The following is a 21,310-nucleotide window of genomic DNA, read 5'->3' on the forward strand; positions in this document are numbered from 1 at the left end:
GAGGACATGATGCAGGTCACCGAAACCCTGAACGAAGGCCTGAAGCGCGCCTATCAGATCACCGTCCCGGCTTCCGAGCTGGATGCGAAAGTGAACGAGAAGCTGGCCGAGGCGCAGCCCGAGGTGCAGATGAAGGGCTTCCGCAAGGGCAAGGTGCCGATGGCGCTCCTGAAGAAGCAGTTCGGCGCGCGGCTCCTGGGCGAGGCGATGCAGGAGACGGTCGACGGCGCGATGTCCAAGCACTTCGAGGACAGCGGCGACCGCCCGGCGATGCAGCCCGAGGTCAAGATGACCAATGAGAACTGGAAGGAAGGCGACGACATCGAGGTCGCCATGTCCTACGAGGCGCTGCCCGAGATCCCGGACCTCGACGCCAAGGAACTGAGCCTCGAGAAGATGGTGGTGACGCCCGACGAGGAGGCCGTTGACGAGGCCCTGAAGAACCTTGCCGCCTCGCGCAAGTCGTTCGAGCCGAAGAAGGCCGGATCGAAGGCGAAGGACGGCGACCAGGTGGTGATCGACTTCAAGGGCTCGATCGACGGCGAGCTGTTCGAGGGCGGCGCGGCCGAGGACTATCCGCTGGTGCTGGGCTCGAAGTCGTTCATCCCGGGTTTCGAGGATCAGCTGGTCGGCGCCAAGGCCGGTGACGAGGTCGAGGTGAAGGTCTCCTTCCCCGAGGATTACCAGGCGCCGAACCTGAAGGGCAAGGATGCCTCCTTCGCCGTGACGGTGAAGGAAGTGAAGAAGCCGGTCGACGCGAAGATCGACGACGACCTGGCGAAGGGCTTCGGTGCCGAGGATCTCGAGTCGCTGAAGGGCCAGATCCGCGAGCGTCTGGCCGCCGAGTACGCCGGTGCGGCGCGGGCGGTGATGAAGCGCAAGCTTCTGGACCAGCTGGACGAGAAGGTGACCTTCGACCTGCCGCCCTCGCTCGTCGCGGCCGAGGCGAACCAGATCGCCCACCAGCTGTGGCACGAGGACAACCCCGACCACCACGGCCACGATCACCCCGAGATCGAGCCGACCGAGGAGCACAACAAGCTGGCCGAGCGCCGGGTGCGCCTGGGCCTGCTGCTGGCCGAGCTGGGCCGCAAGAACGAGATCAGCGTCACCGACGCCGAGATGACCCAGGCGGTGATGAACCAGGCGCGCCAGTATCCGGGCCAGGAGCGGCAGTTCTTCGAGTTCGTGCAGCAGAACGCGCAGATGCGCCAGCAGCTGCAGGCGCCGATCTTCGAGGACAAGGTCGTCGACTATATCTTCGAACTGGCCGAAGTCACCGAGAAGCCGGTGAGCAAGGCCGAGCTGGAGGCCGCCGTCGAGGCGCTGGAGAACGAGGAGGCCTGAAGGCCGCCCCACGCCGCCAGGACGATCGAGGACCGGGTGCCCCGTTGCACCCGGTCTTTTTTATGCTCGGCGCGCGGCGGGCGCGGCCGGGTCCGGTTGCCTCGGGCGCGCGATTGGGGCTAGGGTCCGCGCAGTGTGTCCCTGCGGTTCCGCGGCAATTTTCTCCGCCGCCAGATTTCATCTTGCTCCGAAGGTCTTTTCTGCCATGTCCCTGGCTTGCGTACTCGTTTCCGACGTCACCGGCTCGACCGAACTGTTCGAGAACCGCGATGGCGCAGAGGCGCTGGCGGCGGTCGATTCGGTGCTGGAGCGGATGCGCGAGCTGATCGAGGCGGCGGGCGGGCACTGCGTGAAGGCGCGGGGCGACGACATCCTGAGCTTCTTTCCGTCCGCCTCGTCCGGGTTCGGTGCGGCCTGGGCGATGATCAACGAACCCTGGGCCGGGGGACTGTCGATCCATGCGGGCCTCTGCTTCGGCGAGATCCTGAGCCACGAGAACGACATCTACGGCAGCGCGGTGAACACGGCCGCGCGCCTGTCCGTCCTGGCGAAGCCCGGCGAGATCCTGATGGGCGAGACCTGCCACGGCGATCTCGCACCCGAGGAACAGGCGCGTTTCGTCGATATCGGCGCCCTGCCGCTTCGGGGGATCGAGGCGCCGACGCGGGTCTATTCCTGCTCGGTGCAGAGCTTCGGCGAGGTGACCGAAGTCTTCGGCTCGACCAGGGCGGCGACGAAGCAGGCGGCGGTCTTCGCGGCGTTCAGCGCGGGCGCGCGGCACTGGTACCTGGAGGAGGGGGAGGTGCTGCGGCTGGGCCGGGCGGCGCAGTGCGACATCGTCGTGAACGCCCCCAGCGTGTCGCGCAGCCACGGCGCGCTGACGATCCGCAGCGGCCAGCTCGAGTTCACCGACCACAGCTCGGCCGGCTCGGTGGTGCGGCTGGCGGACGGCCAGGAGCTGACCGTGCACCGGCGCACGACGCTGCTGTCGGGCCGCGGTTCGATCCTGCTGGGCCGGGCGGGGCACGGCGCAAGCGAGAACGTCATCGATTTCTCGATCGGCGGGATCGGCGCGCGCTAGCGGATCAGGACGCGCCGCGCCGCCTGCGCCAGGCGTGCCAGTGCCAGAGCAGCACCAGGACGAGGATCGCCGCGGCCCCGACCAGGATGTGCTCGGCCCGGTGGGGCGCGCCGAGGAGCCGCAGGAGCCCGCCCACGACCACGCCGAGCGAGGTGAAGATCGCCGACCAGAGGGTGGCGGCACAGAGGGCGATCGCGAGGTAGGCAGGTGTTCCGAGGCGGGACTGGGCCAGCATCATGGGCCCCGCGATCCGCAGGCCGGGGATGAACCGCGTGGCGAAGGCATAGGGCGCCGGGCGGCGGTCGACCCGCGCGATCAGACGCTGCGCGGTGGGCCTTGCGAGGGTGCGGCGCACGAAGGAGAGGTCGCGGTAGCGGCGAGCGAGCAGGAAGACGGTGCTGTCGGCCAGTTCGGCGGCACAGGCGGCGACGGCGGTGACCTGCCAGTGCACCAGCAGGTGCTTGTGGGCCATGACGCCGCCGGTGATCGCCACCGTCTCGCCTTCGAGGAAACAGCCGAAGAAGATGGCAGCAAGGCCGTAGTCGGACACCAGTGTGTCGATGGTCATGGCGGTTCCGTGCGGCAAGGGTGATGGGAGGAGACTAGAACCACGGCGGGCGTTTGAAAAGCGAAGGGCCGCCCCGGTGCGGAGCGGCCCCTGTCATGTTCGGGTCCGGTGCGCGGATCAGGCGCGGCCGTCGTCCTCGCGGTCTTCCACGCGGGGCTGCTCGGGCTGGTCGCCCGAGTAGTCGTCCATCGCGGCGCCGCCGATGTCGTCGAACAGCTCCTGGATCTCGAACTCGGCGGCGGCTTCCTCTTCCGCGGCCAGTTCCTGGATCGACTTGCCGGCCGCCTGAAGCTCGGCCTCCTCGGGCGAGCGGGCGACGTTCAGCTTGATCGTCGCCTCGACCTCGGGGTGTAGGGTCACGGTGACGGTGTGGATCCCGAGCTCCTTGATCGGGGCGTTCAGCGCGACCTGCTTGCGGTCGAGCGAGAAGCCCGCCTCGGACGCGGCCTCGGCGGCGTCACGGGTGGTGACGGAGCCGTAGAGCGCGCCCGAATCGGAGGCCGAGCGGATCACGACGAACTGCTCACCGTCCAGCTTGGCGGCCAGCGATTCGGCTTCCTTCTTGGTCTCGAGGTTGCGCGCCTCGAGCTGGGCCTTCTGGCCCTCGAACGCCTTGATGTTGGCGGGGGAGGCCCAGAGCGCCTTCTTCTGCGGCAGCAGGTAGTTGCGGGCGTAGCCTTCCTTGACGGACACGACCTCGCCCATCTGGCCCAGCTTGGCCACGCGTTCCAGTAGAATGACTTGCATCGGTCAGGCTCCTCAGTTCACGGCGTAGGGCAGCAGGGCGAGGAAGCGGGCGCGCTTGATGGCGCGGGCCAGTTCGCGCTGCTTCTTGGCCGAGACGGCGGTGATGCGCGAGGGCACGATCTTGCCGCGCTCGGAGACATAGCGCTGCAGCAGGCGCGTGTCCTTGTAGTCGATCTTGGGTGCATTGTCGCCGGAGAAGGGGCAGACCTTGCGGCGGCGGAAAAACGGTTTCGTTGCCATGGTTTAGCGTCCTTTCCTGATCAACGGCGCTCGCGGCGGTCGCCGCGGCCTTCACGCTCGTCGCGCTTCTGCATCTGGGCCGAGGGGCCCTCCTCGTGCTCGTCCACCTTGATGGTGAGGACGCGCATCACGTCGTCGTGCAGGCGCATCAGGCGCTCCATCTCCTGGACGGCCGGCGCGGGGGCGTCGGTGCGCAGGTAGGCATAGTGGCCCTTGCGGTTCTTGTTGATCTTGTAGGCCATGGTCTTCACGCCCCAGTACTCGTTCTCGACGACCTTGCCGCCGTTGTCCGCGAGGATGGTGCTGAAGTGTTCGATCAATCCCTCGGCCTGGGTGTTGCTCAGGTCCTGGCGGGAGATGAAGACATGCTCGTAAAGCGGCATGCGTGCTCCGATTCTGGTCAAGCGCACTTCAAAGACCGGAAGGTTGCCCTTCCGCCTCCGGTCACGAGAGGCTGCGCAGTTCAAACGACGTGCGGAAGGATGCGGGTGCTTAGCGGGGACGGCGCCGCGATGCAAGCCCTGCCGGGGGCGCCGCCAGCCCCGAAATGACCGCGGAACGCCCCAATGCGGTCACGATCGGCCGGTAACGCTCGTGTGAGGAAGGGACCGGCGCGCTCGCGGGGAGTGGCGCCGCAGAAGGAGCGGACCACCATGCCCAAGCGCAAGACCGAAGCCGACGCCCGCACGCTGTCCCTCTACGAGGTCTACAGCGGCTATGTCCTGACCCAGGGGCAGGGCGCGCTGCAGACCGTCGTGCTGAAGGAAAAGCTGATGCGGTTCACGGGCACGCTGGCCGCGGTGGCGATGCTGGCCTTGTGGTTCGCGCCGGGGGCGCACCGGGACGGCGAACTGCTGACGATGAAGCTGCTGCTGAGCGCCCTGCTGCTCGGGCCCGGTGCCTGGCTTCTGCTGCGCGCCCGCGCGCGGGCGCAGCACGAGGTGCGGGTGGACCTGATCCACCGCGAGGTGCGTCAGGTCATGCGTGGAAGCGACGGCTCCGAGCGGTTCCTGCTGGCGGTCGCCTTCGACGAGATCGAAAGCCTGTTCATCCGCCGCAACCGCGAGGAGCCGACGGGCTCGGCGCTGTACATGCGGCTGCACGACGAGGAGGCGCCGGTGCTGCTGGGCATCAGCACCGAGGCCGCGCTGGAGGAGGTGCACCGCAGGATGAGCGCCGACCTCACCAAGGCGCGGATGACGCCCCCGCGCATGCCGCCGCGCCGCTCCCGCCGGGGCGGGGCGGACGGACTGCAGCCCGCCTGAGCGCCGCGGCGGCGCTTCGGACCCTCCTTCCTCCCGCGACGATCCGACCTCGCGCCGCGTCAGCGGCCATGGCGCAGGTCCTCCATCTTTGCTTCCCAAATATCCCCGCCGGAGGCTCCGCCCGCGCAACCCGCGCCTGCGTTTGCCCGAAAGGCACGCGGCCGCCGCGGCCGGTGCCGCCGCGGCGGGGCGGCGCATTGCTGCACTCCGGATCGCCGGTTCTGTGCGTTGCCGAACGGGCGGTGTTGGCCGACCCGGAATTGAGGCGCTGCGGCGCAAACGGCATATCGCTGGGGCAGAACGATCCCCAGAACCGGAGACCAGACCATGAAACGCAGCCTTTCCGCCCTTCTTCTCTCCACCGCCCTGCTTGGCGCGGGCATCGGCGCCGCCGCCGCCGAGCCGGTCAAGTACACGCTCGACCCCGGGCACAGCCAGATCGTGTTCACCTACGAACACCTCGGCTATTCGACGTCCACCGGCATGTTCTCGGGCTTCGAGGGCGAGATCATGTTCGACCAGGAGGATCCGGCGAACTCCTCCGTCAAGGTCAGCTTCCCGGCCGAGTCGATGATCACCGGCTGGGACCCGCGCAGCCAGCACTTCCTGCAGTCGGGCGACTTCTTCAAACTCGGCGAGTTTCCCGAGGTGACGTTCGAATCCACCGGTATCGAGGTGACGGGCGAGGACACCGCGAAGATCACCGGCGACCTGACGCTGAACGGCGTGACGAAATCGGTCGTGCTGGACGCGAACCTGACCCAGACGGGCGAGTACCCGCTGCCGCCGTTCGAGGGCAAGCCCGCCGCCGGGTTCAAGGCCACCACGACGCTGGTGCGCAGCGACTACAACCTCGGCATGTTCGCCCCCTATGTCAGCGACGAGGTGCAGGTCGAACTGTCGATCGAGGCCATGGCCGAGTAAGCCTCCCCCTTTCGTTACGAGTGCCATTCGAGTCACGAGTGCAGCGCCGCCGGTCCCCCGGCGGCGCTTTTCCGTTGCGGCCCTTGCATTCGGCCCCGTGCAGCGGCCCACTGGCCCGGACACTCGGGACAGGGAGGATGCGATGAACCGGGAAATCAGGACGACGGGCGCGCCCGCGCCGTTCTCGCGCTATGCGCAGGGTGTCGAGGTGCCTGCTGGCGCGCGCTGGCTGCACGTGTCGGGGCAGGTGGGCGTGGCGGCGGACGGATCGCTGCCCGAGGGCTGGGAAGAGCAGATCGAGCTGGCCTGGCGCAATGTCTTTGCGGTGCTGGAGGCGGCGGGGATGGGACCGGAAGACATCGTGGATTCGCTGGTGATCCTGACCTCGCACGACGGCGTGCCGGTCTTCCGGGGGATCCGCGACCGGATGCTCGGCGGCCATGTCGCCGGATCCACCATGCTGATCTGCGGGCTGGCGAACCCGGCCTGGAAGGTCGAGATCGCGGTGCAGGCGGCGAAGACGGAATAGGCCGCCCCCGGACGGGGACGGCCTTCTTGGCATCCGGAGGATCGCGCCGGGCGGAACAGCCCGGATGGGATTTCGGGGGTTATTCGCTGCGCTGAGCGGTCAGGGCGACGTCGAGGGCGACGGGGAAGCCGAGAGTGCCCTCGTCGGTCTGCCCCTCGCCGATGTCGTAGTCGCGGCGGTCGAGCGTGGTGGCGCCGCTCATCGTCGCTGTGTCGCCGTGGATCGCAAGGGTGAAGGGCAGGATCACCGGCGCCTCGTTGCCCTTCAGCGTCAGGGTGCCTTCGGCCTTGTAGCCCTCGCCGTCGGACAGGATGTCGGCGGTGTAGACGGCGGTGGGGAAGGCCTCGGCGTTGAAGTACTTCTCGCCCATCGCCTCCTTCGTGACCGAGCCGAGGGTGAGGGAGGGGATCGAGACCTCGACCCTGACGGTGCCGTTCTTCCCGTCCACGGGGGTTTCGGCGAAGTCGATGTCGGCGCTCCAGTCGGCGAAGCTGCCCTTCACCTCGCCGCCGAACTGGCGGACGGTGATGGCGATGCTGCCCTCCTGCACCTGCCAGCTGCCCGTTCCCCGGGCAAGCGCCGGTCCCGGCGTACCCGCGTCCTCCGGCGCTTCGGACGTCGCCAGCGCGAGGACGAGGCCGACGGCGTAGATGCCGGTGGCGAGCAATGCGGGCAGGGCCGTGGCGTGGCCCGCGGCGGGCGCGTCGACATCGGGGCGGCCCGGCAGCATCCGCGCGAGCGTTGCGTCGCGGTCGATCACGGCGTGCTTCAGCGCGCCGAGGACGTGGAGCGCGAGGGCGGCGAAGAGGATCTTGGTGAAGATCTCGTGCACACCGGCCGCGGTTTCGACCCATGCGGGGGATTTCGGCACAAGCGGCAGGGACTGGCCGAACGGCCAGAGGATCGGCGCGAAGCCTTCCGACGCGGCGTGGCCGATCCAGCCCGAGAGCGGCAGCGCCACGAGCGAGACATAGAGCGCCCAGTGCACGGTCTCGGCCGCCAGCGTCTCGGCCTTCCGCTCGGGGTGGAGGGGGGCGGGTTTCGTCTGGGACAGCGCCCAGAGGATCCGCAGCAGGGCGACGGCGAAGATCGCCACGCCCACGGTCTTGTGCAGGCTGAAGAGCCGGGCCTTGCTCGCCAGCTGCTCCTGCGTCTCGTAGGGCAGGTCGCTGGCGATCAGCCCGAGGGGGATGGCGGTGAAGATCAGCAGCGCCGTCAGCCAGTGGAAGGTCTTGGTGACGGTGCCGTAGTGCAGGGCGGTGTTGCGCAGGGACATGGGAGCCTCGTCGGGGAATGTGCTGGCCGGAAAGGTACGGGCGCGGTGCCGCGTCGGCAATCGGGGGGGATGCACGGCCCCTGTGCGGCGTTGCGCGGACGGGGCGAACCGGATAACAGGGCGCCCGACCCGATGGGCAGCCGCGAGGGAGGACCAGATGAGCCGCGCATTCGTATTTCCGGGCCAGGGCGCCCAGACCGTCGGCATGGGCCGGGCGCTGGCCGAGGCCTATCCGGCAGCCAGGGCCGTGTTCCAGGAGGTGGACGATGCGCTGGGCGAGCCGCTGTCGGCGCTGATCTGGGAGGGGTCGATCGAGGATCTGACCCTGACCGCCAACGCGCAGCCCGCGCTGATGGCGACCTCGCTCGCCGCGATGGCGGCGCTGGAGGCGGAGGGGATCCCGGTGGAGAGCGCGGCCTTCGTGGCGGGCCATTCGCTGGGCGAATACTCCGCGCTGGCGGCGGCGAAGGCGCTGAGCGTCGCCGATGCGGCACGGCTGCTGCGGGCGCGGGGGACGGCGATGCAGGCGGCGGTGCCGGTGGGTGTCGGCGCCATGGCGGCGATCCTCGGGCTGGACCTGGAGGCCGTGCGCGCGCTGGCGGCGGAGGCGGCCGAGGGCCAGGTCTGCGCGGCGGCGAACGACAACGATCCGGCGCAGGTCGTGATCTCGGGCCATGCCGAGGCGGTGGGCCGCGCGGTGGAGATGGCGAAGGGGCGGGGCGCGAAGCGGGCGCTGCTGCTGCCGGTCTCGGCCCCGTTCCACTGCGCGCTGATGGCGCCCGCCGCCGAGGCGATGGCGGAGGCGCTGGGATCGGTCGCGCTGGCGGCACCGGTGGTGCCGGTGGTCAGCAACGTGACCGCTGCGCCGGTGAGCGATCCCGAGGAGATCCGGCGGCTGCTGGTCGCCCAGATCACCGGCGCGGTGCGCTGGCGCGAGAGCGTGGCGGCGATGGCCGGGGCCGGGGTCACCGAGATCTGGGAGATCGGCGCGGGCAAGGCGCTGTCGGGGATGGTCCGGCGGATCGCGAAGGACGTCTCGGTGGCCAATGTCGGAACGCCCGAGGACGTGGCGGCGCGGCTGGGCTGAGCGCGCGATGCGGGCCTTCGGCCCGCGCGGGGATTTTGCATCCCCGCACCCCTGCAGGATATTTGAAAAGCAAAGATGGGGGTGCGGGGGTGTTCCTTGCCTGGGGTCGGGGCGTTAGGGTTAATGCGGCAGGGAAGAGGGTGGCCGGTCATGGCGGCCCGGACCTTCGGGCCGGTCGGTTCCGGCCAGGCCGGTGCCGGGCGCGGGCGGTTGTTTCGGAACGCGGAAGAGGAATGAGGAGAGCAGGATGTTCGATCTGACGGGCAAGGCGGCGCTGGTGACGGGGGCCTCGGGTGGGCTTGGCGGGGCGATCGCGCGGGCGCTGCACGGTGCCGGGGCGACGGTGGGGCTGTCGGGGACGCGGGAGGCGCCGCTGGAGGCGCTGGCGGCGGACCTCGGGGAGCGGGCCCACGTGCTGCCCTGCAACCTTTCGGATCGCGCGGCCGTGGAGTCCTTGCCGAAGGCGGCGGCGGCGGCCATGGGCTCGGTCGACATCCTGGTGAACAACGCCGGCATCACCCGGGACGGGCTGATGATGCGGATGACGGACCAGCAGTGGGACGAGGTGATGGAGGTGAACCTCGGCTCGGCCATGCGGCTGTCGCGTGGGGTGCTCCGGGGCATGATGAAGGCGCGCTGGGGGCGGATCGTCAACATCTCGTCCATCGTCGGGGTCACGGGCAACCCGGGGCAGGCGAACTATGCCGCGGCGAAGGCGGGGATGATCGGCTTCTCGAAGTCGCTGGCGGCCGAGGTGGCGAGCCGGGGGATCACCGTGAACAGCGTCGCGCCGGGGTTCATCACCACGGCGATGACCGATGCCCTGGGCGATGCGCAGAAGTCCGCGCTTCTGGCGGCGGTGCCGGCGGGGCGCATGGGCGAGGCGGACGAGATCGCGGCCGCCGTGCTGTATCTGGCCAGCGCCGAGGCCGCCTATGTGACCGGCGCGACACTGCACGTGAACGGCGGAATGGCGATGCTCTGAGCGGCATTGCAAGCTCCGGGCGAAACCGTTTGCCTTGCCTATACGTTGTGCTATAGGCCGCACACGAATTTTGGGGGACCGCTTGGCGAACCCGATTCATCCTGCCATATGGTGGGATCAGACTGGCCCGAGTGGTCGTAACGACAACGGGGCCACCCCCGAGGAACAAGAGGAAGTGACATGAGCGACATCGCGGATCGCGTGAGAAAGATCGTCGTCGAGCATCTGGGCGTCGAAGAGGACAAGGTGACCGAGAACGCCTCGTTCATCGACGACCTCGGCGCCGACAGCCTGGACACCGTCGAGCTGGTCATGGCGTTCGAGGAAGAGTTCGGCATCGAGATCCCGGACGACGCCGCCGAGACGATCCAGACCTTCGGCGATGCGGTCAAGTTCATCAGCGAAGCCAGCTGAGCGATCTGTCATTCACCCCGGGCCGGGTCTCCGGCCGGGTGGTTCAGGGCGGTTCCTTCTTGCGAAGGGGCCGCCCTTTCTGCGTTGAGGGGCGCGGGCGGGCCGTCCGCGGGGACGGCGTCGAACGGGCGGTCGACGACCCTGCCGTCGGGATGACGGCGGGAAGGCGCGGACAGGATCGCGCGCCGTGCGGCGACGGCTTTACCTTGGCAGGTTCGGGTTTTACATGCTCCCGGACGCCCGACGTCGGGGCGAGACTTTCAACGCGGGGCTCCGGCGTATATCAGGGGCGGCAGGACAAGGACGCGAGGAAGAGCTGATGCGGCGAGTGGTTGTCACCGGACTGGGCATGGTCACCCCCCTGGCGAGCGGCGTGGAGGCGACCTGGGCGCGGCTTCTGGCCGGGAAGTCGGGGGCGCGGACCATCCAGAAATTCGATGCTTCGCACCTCGGCACCGGCTATGCCTGCGAGGTGCCCCGCGGCGACGGCAGCGACGGCACCTTCGATGCGGACGCCTGGATGGAGCCGAAGGAGCAGCGCAAGGTCGACGACTTCATCCTCTACGGGATGGCGGCGGCGCAGCAGGCGATCGAGGATTCGGGCTGGATGCCCGGCGGCGTGGAGGACCGCGAGCGCACGGGCGTGATGATCGGCTCGGGCATCGGCGGCCTGCAGAGCATTGCCGAGACGGCGGTGCTGATCAAGGAGCGGGGGGTGCGGCGGGTGTCGCCGTTCTTCATCCCCGGTGCGCTGATCAACCTCGTTTCCGGGCAGGTGTCGATCCGCTATGGCTTCAAGGGGCCGAACCATGCCGTTGTCACCGCCTGCTCGACCGGGGCCCACGCCATCGGCGATGCGGCGCGGCTGATCCAGTGGGGCGACGCCGACGTGATGATCGCGGGCGGGACCGAAAGCCCGATCTGCGAGATCGGCATCGCCGGGTTCAACGCCTGCAAGGCGCTGTCGACCAAGCGCGCCGATGCCCCCGAGACGGCGAGCCGCCCCTGGGACAAGGACCGCGACGGCTTCGTCATGGGCGAGGGTGCCGGCGTCGTCGTGCTGGAGGAGTACGAGCACGCGGTGGCGCGGGGCGCGAAGATCTATGCCGAGGTGATAGGATATGGCCTGTCGGGCGACGCGCATCACATCACCGCGCCGCCGCCCGATCACGAGGGGGCCGAGCGGGCGATGCGGGCCGCGGTGGCGCGGGCCGGGATCAGCCCCGGCGACATCGACTATATCAATGCGCACGGCACCAGCACGATGGCCGATACCATCGAGCTGGGCGCGGTCGAGCGGCTGCTCGGCAATGCGGCCGGGGGGGCGACGATGAGCTCGACCAAGTCGGCGACCGGGCACCTTCTGGGGGCCGCGGGGGCGATCGAGGCGATCTTCTGCATCCTCGCCATGCGCGACCAGGTGGCGCCGCCGACGATCAACCTCGACGATCCGGACTGCGATCCGGTGATCGACCTGGCCGCGAACCGCAAGGTCGAGCGGGACATCGACGTGGTGCTGTCGAACTCGTTCGGGTTCGGCGGGACCAACGCGGCGCTGATCATGCGGCGGGTGACCGGCTGATGTGGCGCCATGTGGCCTCCAACGCGCTGTCGCTGCTGATCGTGGTCTGCGTGGCCGTCGGGGGCCTCGTGGCCTGGGGCAAGAACCAGTATTCGGCGCCGGGGCCGCTGGCGGCGCCGATCTGCCTTCGGGTCGAGTCGGGGTCGAACATGACCCGGGTCTCGGACAAGCTGGAGGCGGAGGGCGCGATCTCGAGCCCCTACATCTTCCGGCTGGGCGCGGATTACACCGACCGGACGCAACTTTTGAAGGCCGGGAGCTTCCTGGTGCCGGAGAAGGCGTCGATGGCCGAGATCGTGGACATCGTCACCCGTGGCGGCGCCTCGACCTGCGGCACGGCGGTGGTCCTGAACATCGGCGTGACCTCGGTCGTCATGCGGGTGCGCGAACTGGATCCGGCGACCAACCGCTTCGACGTGAAGGCGGAGTTCGACCCGGCGGCGGGCGAGGTGCCCGCGGAATATGCCGAGGTGCGCGAGAAGGCGGACACCCGGTTCTCGATCTCCATGGCCGAGGGGGTGACGAGCTGGCAGGTGGTCGAGGGACTGAAGGCCGCCGATTTCCTGTCCGGCGACATCCCCGCGGTGCCGGCCGAGGGATCGCTGGCGCCCGACAGCTACGAGGTGAAGCCGGGCGAGGACCGCACGGTGCTGATCGCGCAGATGGAGGAGGCGCAGGCGGAGCGGCTGGCCGAGGCCTGGCGCAACCGCGCGGCGGACTTGCCGGTGGAGACTCCGGAGGAGGCGCTGATCCTGGCCTCGCTGGTCGAGAAGGAGACGGGCGTCCCCGAGGAGCGGCGCGAGGTGGCGGCGGTCTTCGTCAACCGCCTGCGCGAGGGGATGCGGCTTCAGACCGACCCGGCGGTGATCTACGGCGTCACCAAGGGGCAGGGGGTGCTGGGCCGCGGCCTGCGCCGCAGCGAACTGGACCGCGAGACGCCGTACAACACCTACCGCATCGACGGGCTGCCGCCGACGCCGATCGCCAACCCGGGGGTCGAGAGCATCCAAGCGGCGCTGAACCCGGCGGAGAGCGATTACCTCTACTTCGTCGCCGACGGGTCGGGCGGGCACGCCTTTGCCCGGACCCTGGCCGAGCACAACGAGAACGTGGCGCGCTGGCGCAAGATCGAGGCGGAGCGCGCCAACCAGTGATAGGCGCGCTCCGGTTGCCGAAGGGTTAACCGGAGCGCGCGGTGGCGTTGCGCGAGGTGTCTGAAAAGATTGACTTTTCGGCCTCCATCGCGTATCTGTTCCAACACCTGAAGACATGACGAGAGCGACCTTGGCCGATGGGCCTTGTGTCGCTCTTTTCGTGTTCACGGACGGCGGGGGCCCTTCAGGACAGGTGCTGAACATTGAAAGCCGACGCGAGCGAGACGACTCCGCCCTCGATGCTGCTGCTGAAAGAGGCGGAGGATCACTATGCCGACGCCTTGCGGGAGTTGCTGGCACTCAGGCGATCCTTCCAGGACCGGGAGGATCTTCCGGAAGCGGAGATGAAGCGGGTCGTGGGGACTTATGCCCGCGCGACCCAGACGCTTTTTGACGAGAGGAAGAAGGTTGAAGAGCTTGGAAAACGCATCCGCGGAACCGTCCTGGCAGATGCCATCGATTTCGACGCCGTCCGCGACGAGATCGGGCGCCGCCTGGATCGCCTCCGCGCCGTTGCCGGTCCAGTTGGAGTTCCTGGACGGGCTGAGTAGGGAGGCCGTTCTTGGGCTGCCCTATCTTTTCGACTTCTGGGCGATGGAGCATCAGTTGCCGCCCGAGGGCGAGTGGCGGACCTGGGTGGTGATGGGCGGGCGCGGCGCGGGCAAGACCCGTGCCGGCGCCGAATGGGTGCGCGCGCAGGTCGAGGGGGCGCGGCCGCTCGACCCCGGGCGGTGTCGGCGGATCGCGCTGGTGGGCGAGACGCAGGACCAGGTGCGCGAGGTGATGATCTTCGGCGAGTCGGGGATCCTGGCCTGTTCGCCGCCCGACCGGAGGCCGGTCTGGGAGGCGGGGCGCAAGCGGCTGCTCTGGCCGAACGGGGCTGTGGCGCAGGTGTTCTCGGCCCATGAGCCGGAGGGGCTGCGCGGGCCGCAGTTCGACGGCGCCTGGGTGGACGAGCTGGCGAAGTGGAAGCGCGGCGAGGAGGCCTGGGACATGCTCCAGTTCGCGCTGCGGCTGGGCGAGGATCCGCGCCAGTGCGTGACCACGACGCCGAAGAACGTCGCGGTGCTGAAGACGTTGCTGGCGCTGCCTTCGACCGTCGTGACCCATGCGCCGACGCAGGCCAACCGGGCGAATCTGGCGCGCTCGTTCCTCGACGAGGTGATGGCGCGCTATGCGGGCACGCGGCTGGGGCGGCAGGAGCTGGAGGGTCTGCTGCTGGAGGATGCCGAGGGCGCATTGTGGACCACGGCGGCGCTGGAGGCCTGCCGGATCGAGGCTGCGCCGAAGCTCGACCGGGTGGTGGTAGCTGTGGATCCGCCTGTGACCGGGCACAGGGGATCGGATTCCTGCGGGATCGTGGTGGCCGGTGTCCACACGCAGGGGCCGCCGCAGAACTGGCGGGCGGTGGTGCTGGAGGATGCCTCGGTCAGTGCCGCGTCTCCCGCGGGGTGGGCGAAGGCCGCTGTGGAGGTCGCGCGCCGCTGGGGCGCCGAGCGGCTGGTGGCCGAGGTGAACCAAGGGGGCGAGCTGGTCGAGTCGGTGGTGCGGCAGGTGGATCCGCTCGTGCCCTACCGCGGCGTCCATGCCTCGCGCGGGAAGGTGGCGCGGGCCGAGCCGGTGGCGGCGCTTTACGAGCAGGGGCGGGTCTCGCACCTGCCGGGGCTCGGGGCGCTCGAGGACCAGATGTGCCTGATGACCCAGAAAGGGTTCCAGGGCAAGGGGTCGCCCGACCGGGTGGATGCGCTGGTCTGGGCGCTGCACGAGCTGATCCTGGTGCCGGGGGCGGCGCGGCTGCACCCGAAGGTGCGCACGCTGAGGTAAGGGATTTGGTAACCCTTCGCGGTAGCGTGATCCGCGGAACGGGCAAAGAGATCGGGGCGTGCGGGCTTGTGGCGGGCCCCGTCCCGAGGGCGCCCCCCTTCTCTCCGGCCTGGGGCGGAGGGGGGCAGGACGATCCGGACGAACGACGGGGCGAGAGACGGGAGCGGCCCAGCGGCCTGCACCCCGGTCTTCTGCGCCCACCCGCAGGGCTGAAGGAGCGCGACATGGCATTCGACTTTCTGAAACGGTCCCGGGCGACTGCGGCGCCGGAGGCCAAGGCCTCGGCCAGCGGGCCGGTGATCGCCTGGGGCGGCTCGGGCCGTGTGGCCTGGAGCCCGCGCGATACCGTGTCGCTGGTCAGGACCGGCTTCACCGGCAACCCGGTGGGGTTCCGCTGCGTGCGGCTGATCTCGGAGGCGGCGGCGGCGCTTCCGCTGGTGTTGCAGGACCATGCGACGCGGTACGACGTGCATCCGCTGCTGTCGCTGATCTCGCGCCCCAATGCGGGGCAGGGGCGGGCGGAGCTGTTCGAGGCGCTCTACGGCCAGATCCTGCTGTCGGGCAACGGGTATCTGGAGGCCGTGGGCGAGGGCGTGCCGGTGGAGCTGCACGTCCTGCGCTCGGACCGGATGTCGCTGGTTCCGGGGGTGGATGGTTGGCCGGTGGCCTATGAATACGCGGTCGGCGGCCGGAGGGTGCGCTTTCCGGTGGAGGGCGGGGTTTCGCCGGTCTGCCATGTCAAGAGCTTCCATCCGCAGGACGACCACTACGGGTTGAGCCCGATGCAGGCGGCGGCGCAGGCGCTGGACGTGCACAGCGCGGCCTCGCGGTGGAGCAAGGCGCTGCTCGACAACGCCGCGCGGCCGTCGGGTGCCATCGTCTATCGCGGAGTTGACGGGCAGGGGACGCTTACGGCGGACCAGTACGATCGGCTGCTGTCGGAGATGGAGAGCCATCACCAGGGGGCCCGCAACGCCGGGCGGCCGATGCTGCTGGAGGGCGGACTCGATTGGAAGCCGATGGGGTTCTCGCCCTCGGACATGGAGTTCCAGAAGACCAAGGAGAGTGCGGCGCGGGAGATCGCGCTGGCCTTCGGGGTACCGCCGATGCTGCTGGGGATCCCGGGCGACGCGACCTATGCCAATTATGCCGAGGCGCACCGGGCGTTTTATCGCCTGACGGTGCTGCCCCTGGCGCAGCGGGTCTGCGGGGCGATGTCGCACTGGCTGGCCGGGTTCACCGGCGAGGCGGTGGAGCTGCGCTGCGATCTGGACCAGGTGCCGGCGCTGGCCGCCGAGCGGGACCAGCAGTGGGCGCGGGTCGCGGGAGCCGATTTCCTCACGGACGCGGAGAAGCGGGCGCTGCTGGGGCTGCCGAAGCGGGAAGAAGAGGAGTGAGCGGGATGTTCGATCTGGAGCGGAAGTTCTGCCGGCTGGGCGGTGAGGTGGCGGTGGTCGATGGCTCGGTGATCGAGGGCTATGCGTCGCTCTTCGGGGCGTCGGACCAGGGCGGCGACGTGGTGAGCGCGGGGGCCTACGGCGCGTCGCTGGCGACGCTCGCGGCGAATGGCGGCAAGGTCAAGATGCTGTGGCAGCACGACCCGGCCCAGCCGATCGGCGTATGGGACGAGGTGCGCGAGGACGCGCGGGGGCTTCACGTCAAGGGGCGGATCCTGGCGGACGTGGCGCGGGGGCGCGAGGCGATCGCGCTGATCGGGGCGGGGGCGATCGACGGGCTGTCGATCGGATACCGCACGAAGCGGGCCGCGAAAGACGGAAAAGGCCGGCGGGTCCTGCAGGAACTGGAGCTTTGGGAGGTGTCGCTGGTGACCTTCCCGATGCTTCCCGAGGCGCGGGTGGGGGCGAAGGGGGAGGACCCCGTGAACCCCCTGCGCATCCTCGCGGCGGCGCTGGAGCAGGCGCGGACGCAGCTGAAGCGGGACTGAGCCCGCGGACAACCGAAAGACAGGACCAGAGATGGACAGAACCGACACGAAGTCTGGGGCCGGAGAAGATCTGCCCGAACACGAGGTGGCCCGGGCGCTGAGCGGGCTGGTGCGCGACCTGAAGCGGTTTCAGGACGGCATCGAGGTGAAACTGAAGCAAACCGAGGAACGCGTGAACATGCTGGATCGCAAGACACTGATGGCGGGCCGTCCCGCCCTGGCCCGCGCGGCCGAGACCGAGGCCCCCCACCAGAAGGCCTTCGAGGCCTACGTGCGCTCGGGCGACGACGACGCGCTGCGGGGGCTGGAACTGGAAGGCAAGGCGCTGAACACCGCGGTGGCGGGCGACGGCGGATATCTCGTCGATCCGCAAACCTCGGCCATGGTGCAGTCGGTGCTGCGCTCGACCGCCTCGATCCGCGCGGTCGCGAACGTGGTGAACGTCGAGGCGACCTCCTATGACGTGCTGGTGGACACCACCGATATCGGGGCGGGCTGGTCTTCGGAGACGGCGTCGCAGACCGAGACCGGCACGCCGACCATCGACCGCATCGTGATCCCGCTGCACGAGCTTTCGGCGCTGCCGAAGGCGAGCCAGCGGCTGCTGGACGATGCCGCCTTCGACATCGAGGGCTGGCTGGCGGGGCGGATCGCCGACAAGTTCGCCCGTTCCGAAGCCGCGGCCTTCGTCAACGGCGACGGCGTGGACAAGCCCAGGGGCTTTCTGAACCACACCAAGGTGGCCGATGCCTCCTGGGCCTGGGACACGCTCGGCTATGTCGCGACCGGCGCCGACGGGGCGTTCGACGGCGCCGATGCTCTGGTCGACCTGGTCTATGCGCTCGGGGCGCAGTACCGGGCAAACGGGACCTTCGTGATGAACTCGAAGACCGCGGGCGTGGTGCGCAAGCTGAAGGACGCGGACGGGCGGTTCCTGTGGTCGGACGGCCTGGCGGCGGGAGAGCCTGCGCGGCTGCTCGGCTATCCGGTGGTCGTGGCGGAGGACATGCCTGACATCGCGACCGGCAGCTACTCCATCGCCTTCGGCGATTTCGGCGCGGGCTATACCATCGCCGAGCGTCCCGACCTTCGCATCCTGCGCGATCCGTTCAGCGCCAAGCCCCATGTGCTGTTCTACGCGACCAAGCGGGTCGGCGGCGACGTCAGCGATTTCGCGGCGATCAAGCTGCTGAAGTTCTCTGCCTCCTGACGGGGGCCGAGGCGTCGGGCCCGCGGTGACGCGGGTCCGGTGATCTGGGCGTACGTCATCCAACCTGTGCTGTTTGGTTGATCCCCTCCGTCCGGGCAGGACAGGGGCGTGCGTCCAACTCCCGGTCCCCTGGCGGGGGCAGGGGCGGGATCTGGCGAGCGGAGACAAGCGATGAATTTGGTCGAGACGACGACGGTGGCCGCGGCGGCCCTGCCGCTGGAGCGGCTTCGGCAACACCTGCGGCTGGGAACGGGGTTCTCCGACGACAGCCTGCAGGATACCGCGCTGGAGGCGAGCCTGCGGGCGGCCCTGGCGCGGGTCGAGGGGCATTGCAGCAAGGCGGTGCTGGCGCGCGGCTTCTGCCTGACCGTGACCGAGTGGCGCGATCTGTCGCGGCTGGTGCTTCCCGTCTCGCCGGTGGCCGCGGTGACACGGCTGTCGATCTTCGACCGTGCGGGCACCGAGACGGAGGTGCCCGCGATGCAGTACCGCCTGATCCGCGACGACCACCGGCCGATGCTGATCTCGGCAGGCTATGCGCTGCCGCGGATCCCGCTGGCCGGGCGGGCCGAGGTGGCCTTCGAGGCGGGGCACGACGGCTTCGACGCGGTGCCGGGCGACATGGCGCAGGCGGTGCTGATGCTGGCGGCGCATATCTACGAGGGCCGGGCGGGCGAGGGTGCGCCGCTGCCCGGCGTCGTGGCCGGGCTTCTGGAGCGGTATCGGCCGCTGCGCCTTGGCGCGGGATGGTCGGCATGAGCGGCGTGCTGCTGAGCCGGCCGCTGGAGCTGGAAGCGCGGATGCGCACACCGGACGGGGCTGGCGGTTTCACCGAGACCTGGCAGGGGCTCGGGCTTCTCTGGTCCGACGTCCGGGGCGGATCGGGACGTGGCGCCGCGGGCGAGGACGTGGCCCTGTCCCGGCTGACGCTGAGGATCACGGTGCGCGCCGCGCCGCAGGGGGCGCAATCGCGCCCGGTGCCGGGGCAGCGGTTCCGCGACGGGGCGCGGCTCTATGCCATCGTCGCGGTGCACGAACAGCGCGGCGGCGCCTTCCTGATGTGCTTCGCCCACGAGGAGGTTGCGACATGAGCTATGCCATGGGCGAGGCCCTTCAGGCGGCCGTCTACCAGCTGCTCCAGTCCGATCCCGGGGTGCAGGCGCAGCTTGCGGGGGCGGTGTACGATGCGCTGCCGCCGGGGCCGCTGCCCTCGCTCTATGCGACGCTGGGCGAGGAGGACGTGCGCGACCGCTCGGACAAGACCGGGGCGGGGGCGCTGCACGATCTGGACATCAGCGTGATCACCGCCGCGCCGGGATTTTCCGAGGCGAAGGCGGCCGCGGTGGCGGTGAGCGACGCGCTGCTCGGCGCCGATCTGGTGCTGTCGCGTGGGCGCGTGGTGGGGCTGTGGTTCCTGCGCGCCCGGGCGCGTCGGATCGACGGCGGGGCGCAGCGGCGGATCGACCTGCGCTTCCGCGCCCAGACCGAAGACATCTGACATATCTTTCACGGAAGGAACGGACATGGCTGCCCAGAACGGCAAGGATCTTCTCATCAAGCTGGACCTGAACGGCGAGGGGCTGTTCGAGACCATCGCGGGGCTGCGCGCGACGCGGGTCTCGTTCAACGCCGAGAGCGTCGATGTGACCTCTCTCGAGTCCCAGGGGGGCTGGCGCGAGCTGCTGGCGGGGGCCGGGGTCAAGTCGGCCTCGATCTCGGGGTCGGGGATCTTCAAGGACAGCGACACCGACATGCGGGCGCGGCAGGTGTTCTTCGACGGGCTGACGCCGGATTTCCAGGTCATCATCCCGGATTTCGGCATCGTCTCGGGGCCGTTCCAGGTGACCGCGCTGGAATATGCCGGGTCGAACAACGGCGAGGCGACCTATGAGCTTTCGCTGGCCTCGGCGGGGATGCTGGATTTCGTGGCGCTGTGATGGGCAACCCCTGGGCAGGCGAGGTCGAGCTGGTCCTGGACGGCGAGCGGCGGGTGGCGAAGCTGACCCTCGGTGCGCTGGCCGAGCTGGAGGCTTCGCTCGGGGCCGGCACGCTGGTCGAACTGGTGGAGCGGTTCGAGCAGGGGCGGTTTTCGACGCGGGACGTGCTGGCGCTGGTGGTTGCGGGTCTGCGCGGCGGCGGCTGGCGGGGGACGACAGCGGATCTTCTGAGCGCCGAGATCGGTGGCGGGCCGGTGGAGGCGGCGCGGGTGGCGGGCGCGCTGCTGGCGCGGGCCTTCGCGCTGCCGGGGGACGGCGATGGCGGGGTTTGACTGGCCGGGGCTGATGCGCGCCGGGATCGCCGGGCGGGGCCTGCTGCCGTGGGAGTTCTGGGCGCTGACCCCGGCCGAGTTGGTGCTGATGCTGGGGCGCGGCAGCGGGCAGGTTCCGCTTAGCCGCAAGGGCCTGGAGGCGCTGGCGGCGCTTTATCCGGACGGCGCGGCCGCCCCGGACAACGGAGGGAAAGACGATGGACACGCAAGACCTGACTGACCTCGAGGACCAGATCCTGGGGCTGGAGCAGACGCTGGGCGGCGCGAGCGCGATCGCCGCGGCCTTCGACGGCGAGATGAAGCGGATGCAGTCGACCATCGCGGATACGGGCCGCGAGGTGTCGGTGCTGAGCGGCGGAATTTCGCGGGGGCTGAAGCGGGCCTTCGACGGGCTGATCTTCGACGGGCTGAAGCTGAGCGATGCGCTGAAGGGGGTGGCGACCTCGATGGTCGACGCGGCCTACAACGCCGCCGTGCGCCCCGTGGCGGGGCATCTCGGCGGGCTGCTGGCGCAGGGGGTCGAAGGGCTGGTGAGCGGGATGCTGCCGTTCCGTGACGGCGCGGGGTTCGTGCAGGGGCGGGTCATGCCCTTCGCGACGGGGGGCGTCGTATCCTCGCCCACCTACTTTCCGATGCGCGGCGGTGCCGGGCTGATGGGCGAGGCGGGGCCCGAGGCGATCATGCCGCTGGCGCGTGGCGCCGACGGGCGGCTCGGGGTGCGGTCGGCACAGGGAGGGCAGCCCGTGACCGTGGTGATGAACATCTCGACCCCCGACGTGCAGGGATTCCAGCGCAGCCAGAGCCAGATCGCCGCCCGCCTGGGCCGTGCCCTGGGCCAGGGCCAGCGCAACCGCTGAGGAGGA

27 protein-coding genes are annotated in these 21,310 nt (G+C 69.8%); 22 read left to right on the forward strand and 5 right to left on the reverse strand.

Features of this window, described 5'->3' with window-relative positions; genetic code table 11:
- The first annotated feature begins 9 nt into the window (after nt 1-9).
- The gene (tig, locus tag A7B20_RS14695) at nt 10-1,347 is read left to right on the forward strand and encodes a trigger factor (RefSeq protein ID WP_102109378.1); all 1,338 of its coding nucleotides are present in this window, start codon (nt 10-12) and stop codon (nt 1,345-1,347) included.
- A 205-nt stretch (nt 1,348-1,552) separates the two neighbouring features.
- Entirely contained in the window at nt 1,553-2,428 is an 876-nt protein-coding gene (locus A7B20_RS14700; protein WP_102109338.1) for an adenylate/guanylate cyclase domain-containing protein, read from the forward strand.
- A gap of 4 nt (nt 2,429-2,432) precedes the next feature.
- On the opposite strand, the gene A7B20_RS14705 is transcribed toward A7B20_RS14700, so the two are convergent.
- From A7B20_RS14705 to rpsF, 4 genes are all read right to left on the reverse strand, one after another.
- The gene (locus A7B20_RS14705) at nt 2,433-2,996 is read right to left on the reverse strand and encodes a DedA family protein (protein ID WP_102109339.1); all 564 of its coding nucleotides are present in this window, start codon (nt 2,994-2,996) and stop codon (nt 2,433-2,435) included.
- Nucleotides 2,997-3,113: 117 nt separating this feature from the next.
- The gene (rplI, locus tag A7B20_RS14710; protein WP_102109340.1) at nt 3,114-3,743 is read right to left on the reverse strand and encodes a 50S ribosomal protein L9; all 630 of its coding nucleotides are present in this window, start codon (nt 3,741-3,743) and stop codon (nt 3,114-3,116) included.
- A 12-nt stretch (nt 3,744-3,755) separates the two neighbouring features.
- On the reverse strand, nt 3,756-3,983 hold the full coding sequence (gene rpsR / locus A7B20_RS14715; RefSeq protein ID WP_102109341.1) for a 30S ribosomal protein S18: 228 nt from the start codon (nt 3,981-3,983) through the stop codon (nt 3,756-3,758).
- A 20-nt stretch (nt 3,984-4,003) separates the two neighbouring features.
- Entirely contained in the window at nt 4,004-4,366 is a 363-nt protein-coding gene (gene rpsF / locus A7B20_RS14720; protein ID WP_102109342.1) for a 30S ribosomal protein S6, read from the reverse strand.
- Between the two features lie 270 nt (nt 4,367-4,636).
- Here rpsF and A7B20_RS14725 point away from each other — a divergent pair, with 270 nt between their 5' ends.
- The 3 genes from A7B20_RS14725 to A7B20_RS14735 all read left to right on the forward strand — a co-directional run bounded on the left by A7B20_RS14725 (nt 4,637) and on the right by A7B20_RS14735 (nt 6,701).
- The gene (locus A7B20_RS14725) at nt 4,637-5,248 is read left to right on the forward strand and encodes a hypothetical protein (RefSeq protein WP_102109343.1); all 612 of its coding nucleotides are present in this window, start codon (nt 4,637-4,639) and stop codon (nt 5,246-5,248) included.
- Nucleotides 5,249-5,575: 327 nt separating this feature from the next.
- Complete coding sequence (locus A7B20_RS14730; RefSeq protein WP_102109344.1) at nt 5,576-6,172, forward strand: YceI family protein; 597 nt, start codon at nt 5,576-5,578, stop codon at nt 6,170-6,172.
- Between the two features lie 142 nt (nt 6,173-6,314).
- On the forward strand, nt 6,315-6,701 hold the full coding sequence (locus A7B20_RS14735; RefSeq protein ID WP_157937696.1) for a RidA family protein: 387 nt from the start codon (nt 6,315-6,317) through the stop codon (nt 6,699-6,701).
- A 79-nt stretch (nt 6,702-6,780) separates the two neighbouring features.
- On the opposite strand, the gene A7B20_RS14740 is transcribed toward A7B20_RS14735, so the two are convergent.
- Nucleotides 6,781-7,977: a cytochrome b/b6 domain-containing protein gene (locus A7B20_RS14740; protein ID WP_102109346.1), complete on the reverse strand. Its 1,197-nt coding sequence runs from the start codon at nt 7,975-7,977 to the stop codon at nt 6,781-6,783.
- Nucleotides 7,978-8,134: 157 nt separating this feature from the next.
- Here A7B20_RS14740 and fabD point away from each other — a divergent pair, with 157 nt between their 5' ends.
- From fabD to A7B20_RS14820, 17 genes are all read left to right on the forward strand, one after another.
- Nucleotides 8,135-9,064, forward strand: a complete 930-nt coding sequence (fabD, locus tag A7B20_RS14745; RefSeq protein WP_102109347.1) for an ACP S-malonyltransferase — start codon at nt 8,135-8,137, stop codon at nt 9,062-9,064.
- 247 nt (nt 9,065-9,311) lie between these two features.
- A complete protein-coding gene (gene fabG, locus A7B20_RS14750; RefSeq protein ID WP_102109348.1) occupies nt 9,312-10,049 on the forward strand; it encodes a 3-oxoacyl-[acyl-carrier-protein] reductase in 738 nt (245 codons plus the stop codon).
- Between the two features lie 180 nt (nt 10,050-10,229).
- Nucleotides 10,230-10,463, forward strand: coding sequence for an acyl carrier protein (locus tag A7B20_RS14755; RefSeq protein WP_102109349.1), 234 nt, complete (start codon nt 10,230-10,232; stop codon nt 10,461-10,463).
- 319 nt (nt 10,464-10,782) lie between these two features.
- Nucleotides 10,783-12,045, forward strand: coding sequence for a beta-ketoacyl-ACP synthase II (gene fabF, locus A7B20_RS14760; RefSeq protein WP_102109350.1), 1,263 nt, complete (start codon nt 10,783-10,785; stop codon nt 12,043-12,045).
- A complete protein-coding gene (gene mltG, locus A7B20_RS14765) occupies nt 12,045-13,199 on the forward strand; it encodes an endolytic transglycosylase MltG (protein ID WP_102109351.1) in 1,155 nt (384 codons plus the stop codon). The genes fabF and mltG overlap by 1 nt, the downstream gene beginning before the upstream one ends.
- 203 nt (nt 13,200-13,402) lie before the next feature.
- Nucleotides 13,403-13,750: a hypothetical protein gene (locus A7B20_RS21320; protein WP_172961024.1), complete on the forward strand. Its 348-nt coding sequence runs from the start codon at nt 13,403-13,405 to the stop codon at nt 13,748-13,750.
- Nucleotides 13,650-15,023: a DNA-packaging protein gene (locus A7B20_RS14770; protein ID WP_102109352.1), complete on the forward strand. Its 1,374-nt coding sequence runs from the start codon at nt 13,650-13,652 to the stop codon at nt 15,021-15,023. The genes A7B20_RS21320 and A7B20_RS14770 overlap by 101 nt, the downstream gene beginning before the upstream one ends.
- Before the next feature lie 224 nt (nt 15,024-15,247).
- Nucleotides 15,248-16,420 carry a phage portal protein gene (locus A7B20_RS14775; RefSeq protein ID WP_102109353.1) on the forward strand — a complete coding sequence of 391 codons (1,173 nt, stop codon included), beginning with the start codon at nt 15,248-15,250 and terminating at the stop codon, nt 16,418-16,420.
- A 5-nt stretch (nt 16,421-16,425) separates the two neighbouring features.
- On the forward strand, nt 16,426-16,968 hold the full coding sequence (locus A7B20_RS14780; RefSeq protein WP_102109354.1) for an HK97 family phage prohead protease: 543 nt from the start codon (nt 16,426-16,428) through the stop codon (nt 16,966-16,968).
- Between the two features lie 31 nt (nt 16,969-16,999).
- A complete protein-coding gene (locus A7B20_RS14785) occupies nt 17,000-18,178 on the forward strand; it encodes a phage major capsid protein (RefSeq protein ID WP_102109355.1) in 1,179 nt (392 codons plus the stop codon).
- A 171-nt stretch (nt 18,179-18,349) separates the two neighbouring features.
- On the forward strand, nt 18,350-18,937 hold the full coding sequence (locus A7B20_RS14790) for a head-tail connector protein (protein WP_102109356.1): 588 nt from the start codon (nt 18,350-18,352) through the stop codon (nt 18,935-18,937).
- A complete protein-coding gene (locus tag A7B20_RS14795) occupies nt 18,934-19,269 on the forward strand; it encodes a head-tail adaptor protein (RefSeq protein ID WP_102109357.1) in 336 nt (111 codons plus the stop codon). The genes A7B20_RS14790 and A7B20_RS14795 overlap by 4 nt, the downstream gene beginning before the upstream one ends.
- Entirely contained in the window at nt 19,266-19,676 is a 411-nt protein-coding gene (locus A7B20_RS14800) for a DUF3168 domain-containing protein (protein WP_102109358.1), read from the forward strand. The genes A7B20_RS14795 and A7B20_RS14800 overlap by 4 nt, the downstream gene beginning before the upstream one ends.
- Before the next feature lie 25 nt (nt 19,677-19,701).
- Nucleotides 19,702-20,115, forward strand: coding sequence for a phage major tail protein, TP901-1 family (locus A7B20_RS14805; RefSeq protein ID WP_102109359.1), 414 nt, complete (start codon nt 19,702-19,704; stop codon nt 20,113-20,115).
- Entirely contained in the window at nt 20,115-20,447 is a 333-nt protein-coding gene (locus tag A7B20_RS14810) for a gene transfer agent family protein (RefSeq protein WP_102109360.1), read from the forward strand. The genes A7B20_RS14805 and A7B20_RS14810 overlap by 1 nt, the downstream gene beginning before the upstream one ends.
- Nucleotides 20,434-20,667 (forward strand): rcc01693 family protein, encoded by a 234-nt coding sequence (locus A7B20_RS14815; protein WP_102109361.1) that lies wholly within the window; start codon nt 20,434-20,436, stop codon nt 20,665-20,667. The genes A7B20_RS14810 and A7B20_RS14815 overlap by 14 nt, the downstream gene beginning before the upstream one ends.
- Nucleotides 20,645-21,304: a phage tail tape measure protein gene (locus tag A7B20_RS14820; RefSeq protein ID WP_102109362.1), complete on the forward strand. Its 660-nt coding sequence runs from the start codon at nt 20,645-20,647 to the stop codon at nt 21,302-21,304. Before A7B20_RS14815 ends, A7B20_RS14820 begins: the two co-directional genes overlap by 23 nt.
- Nucleotides 21,305-21,310: the final 6 nt, after the last annotated feature.

This window comes from Oceaniglobus roseus, assembly GCF_002869745.1.
GTDB classification, from domain to species: Bacteria; Pseudomonadota; Alphaproteobacteria; order Rhodobacterales; family Rhodobacteraceae; genus Oceaniglobus; species Oceaniglobus roseus.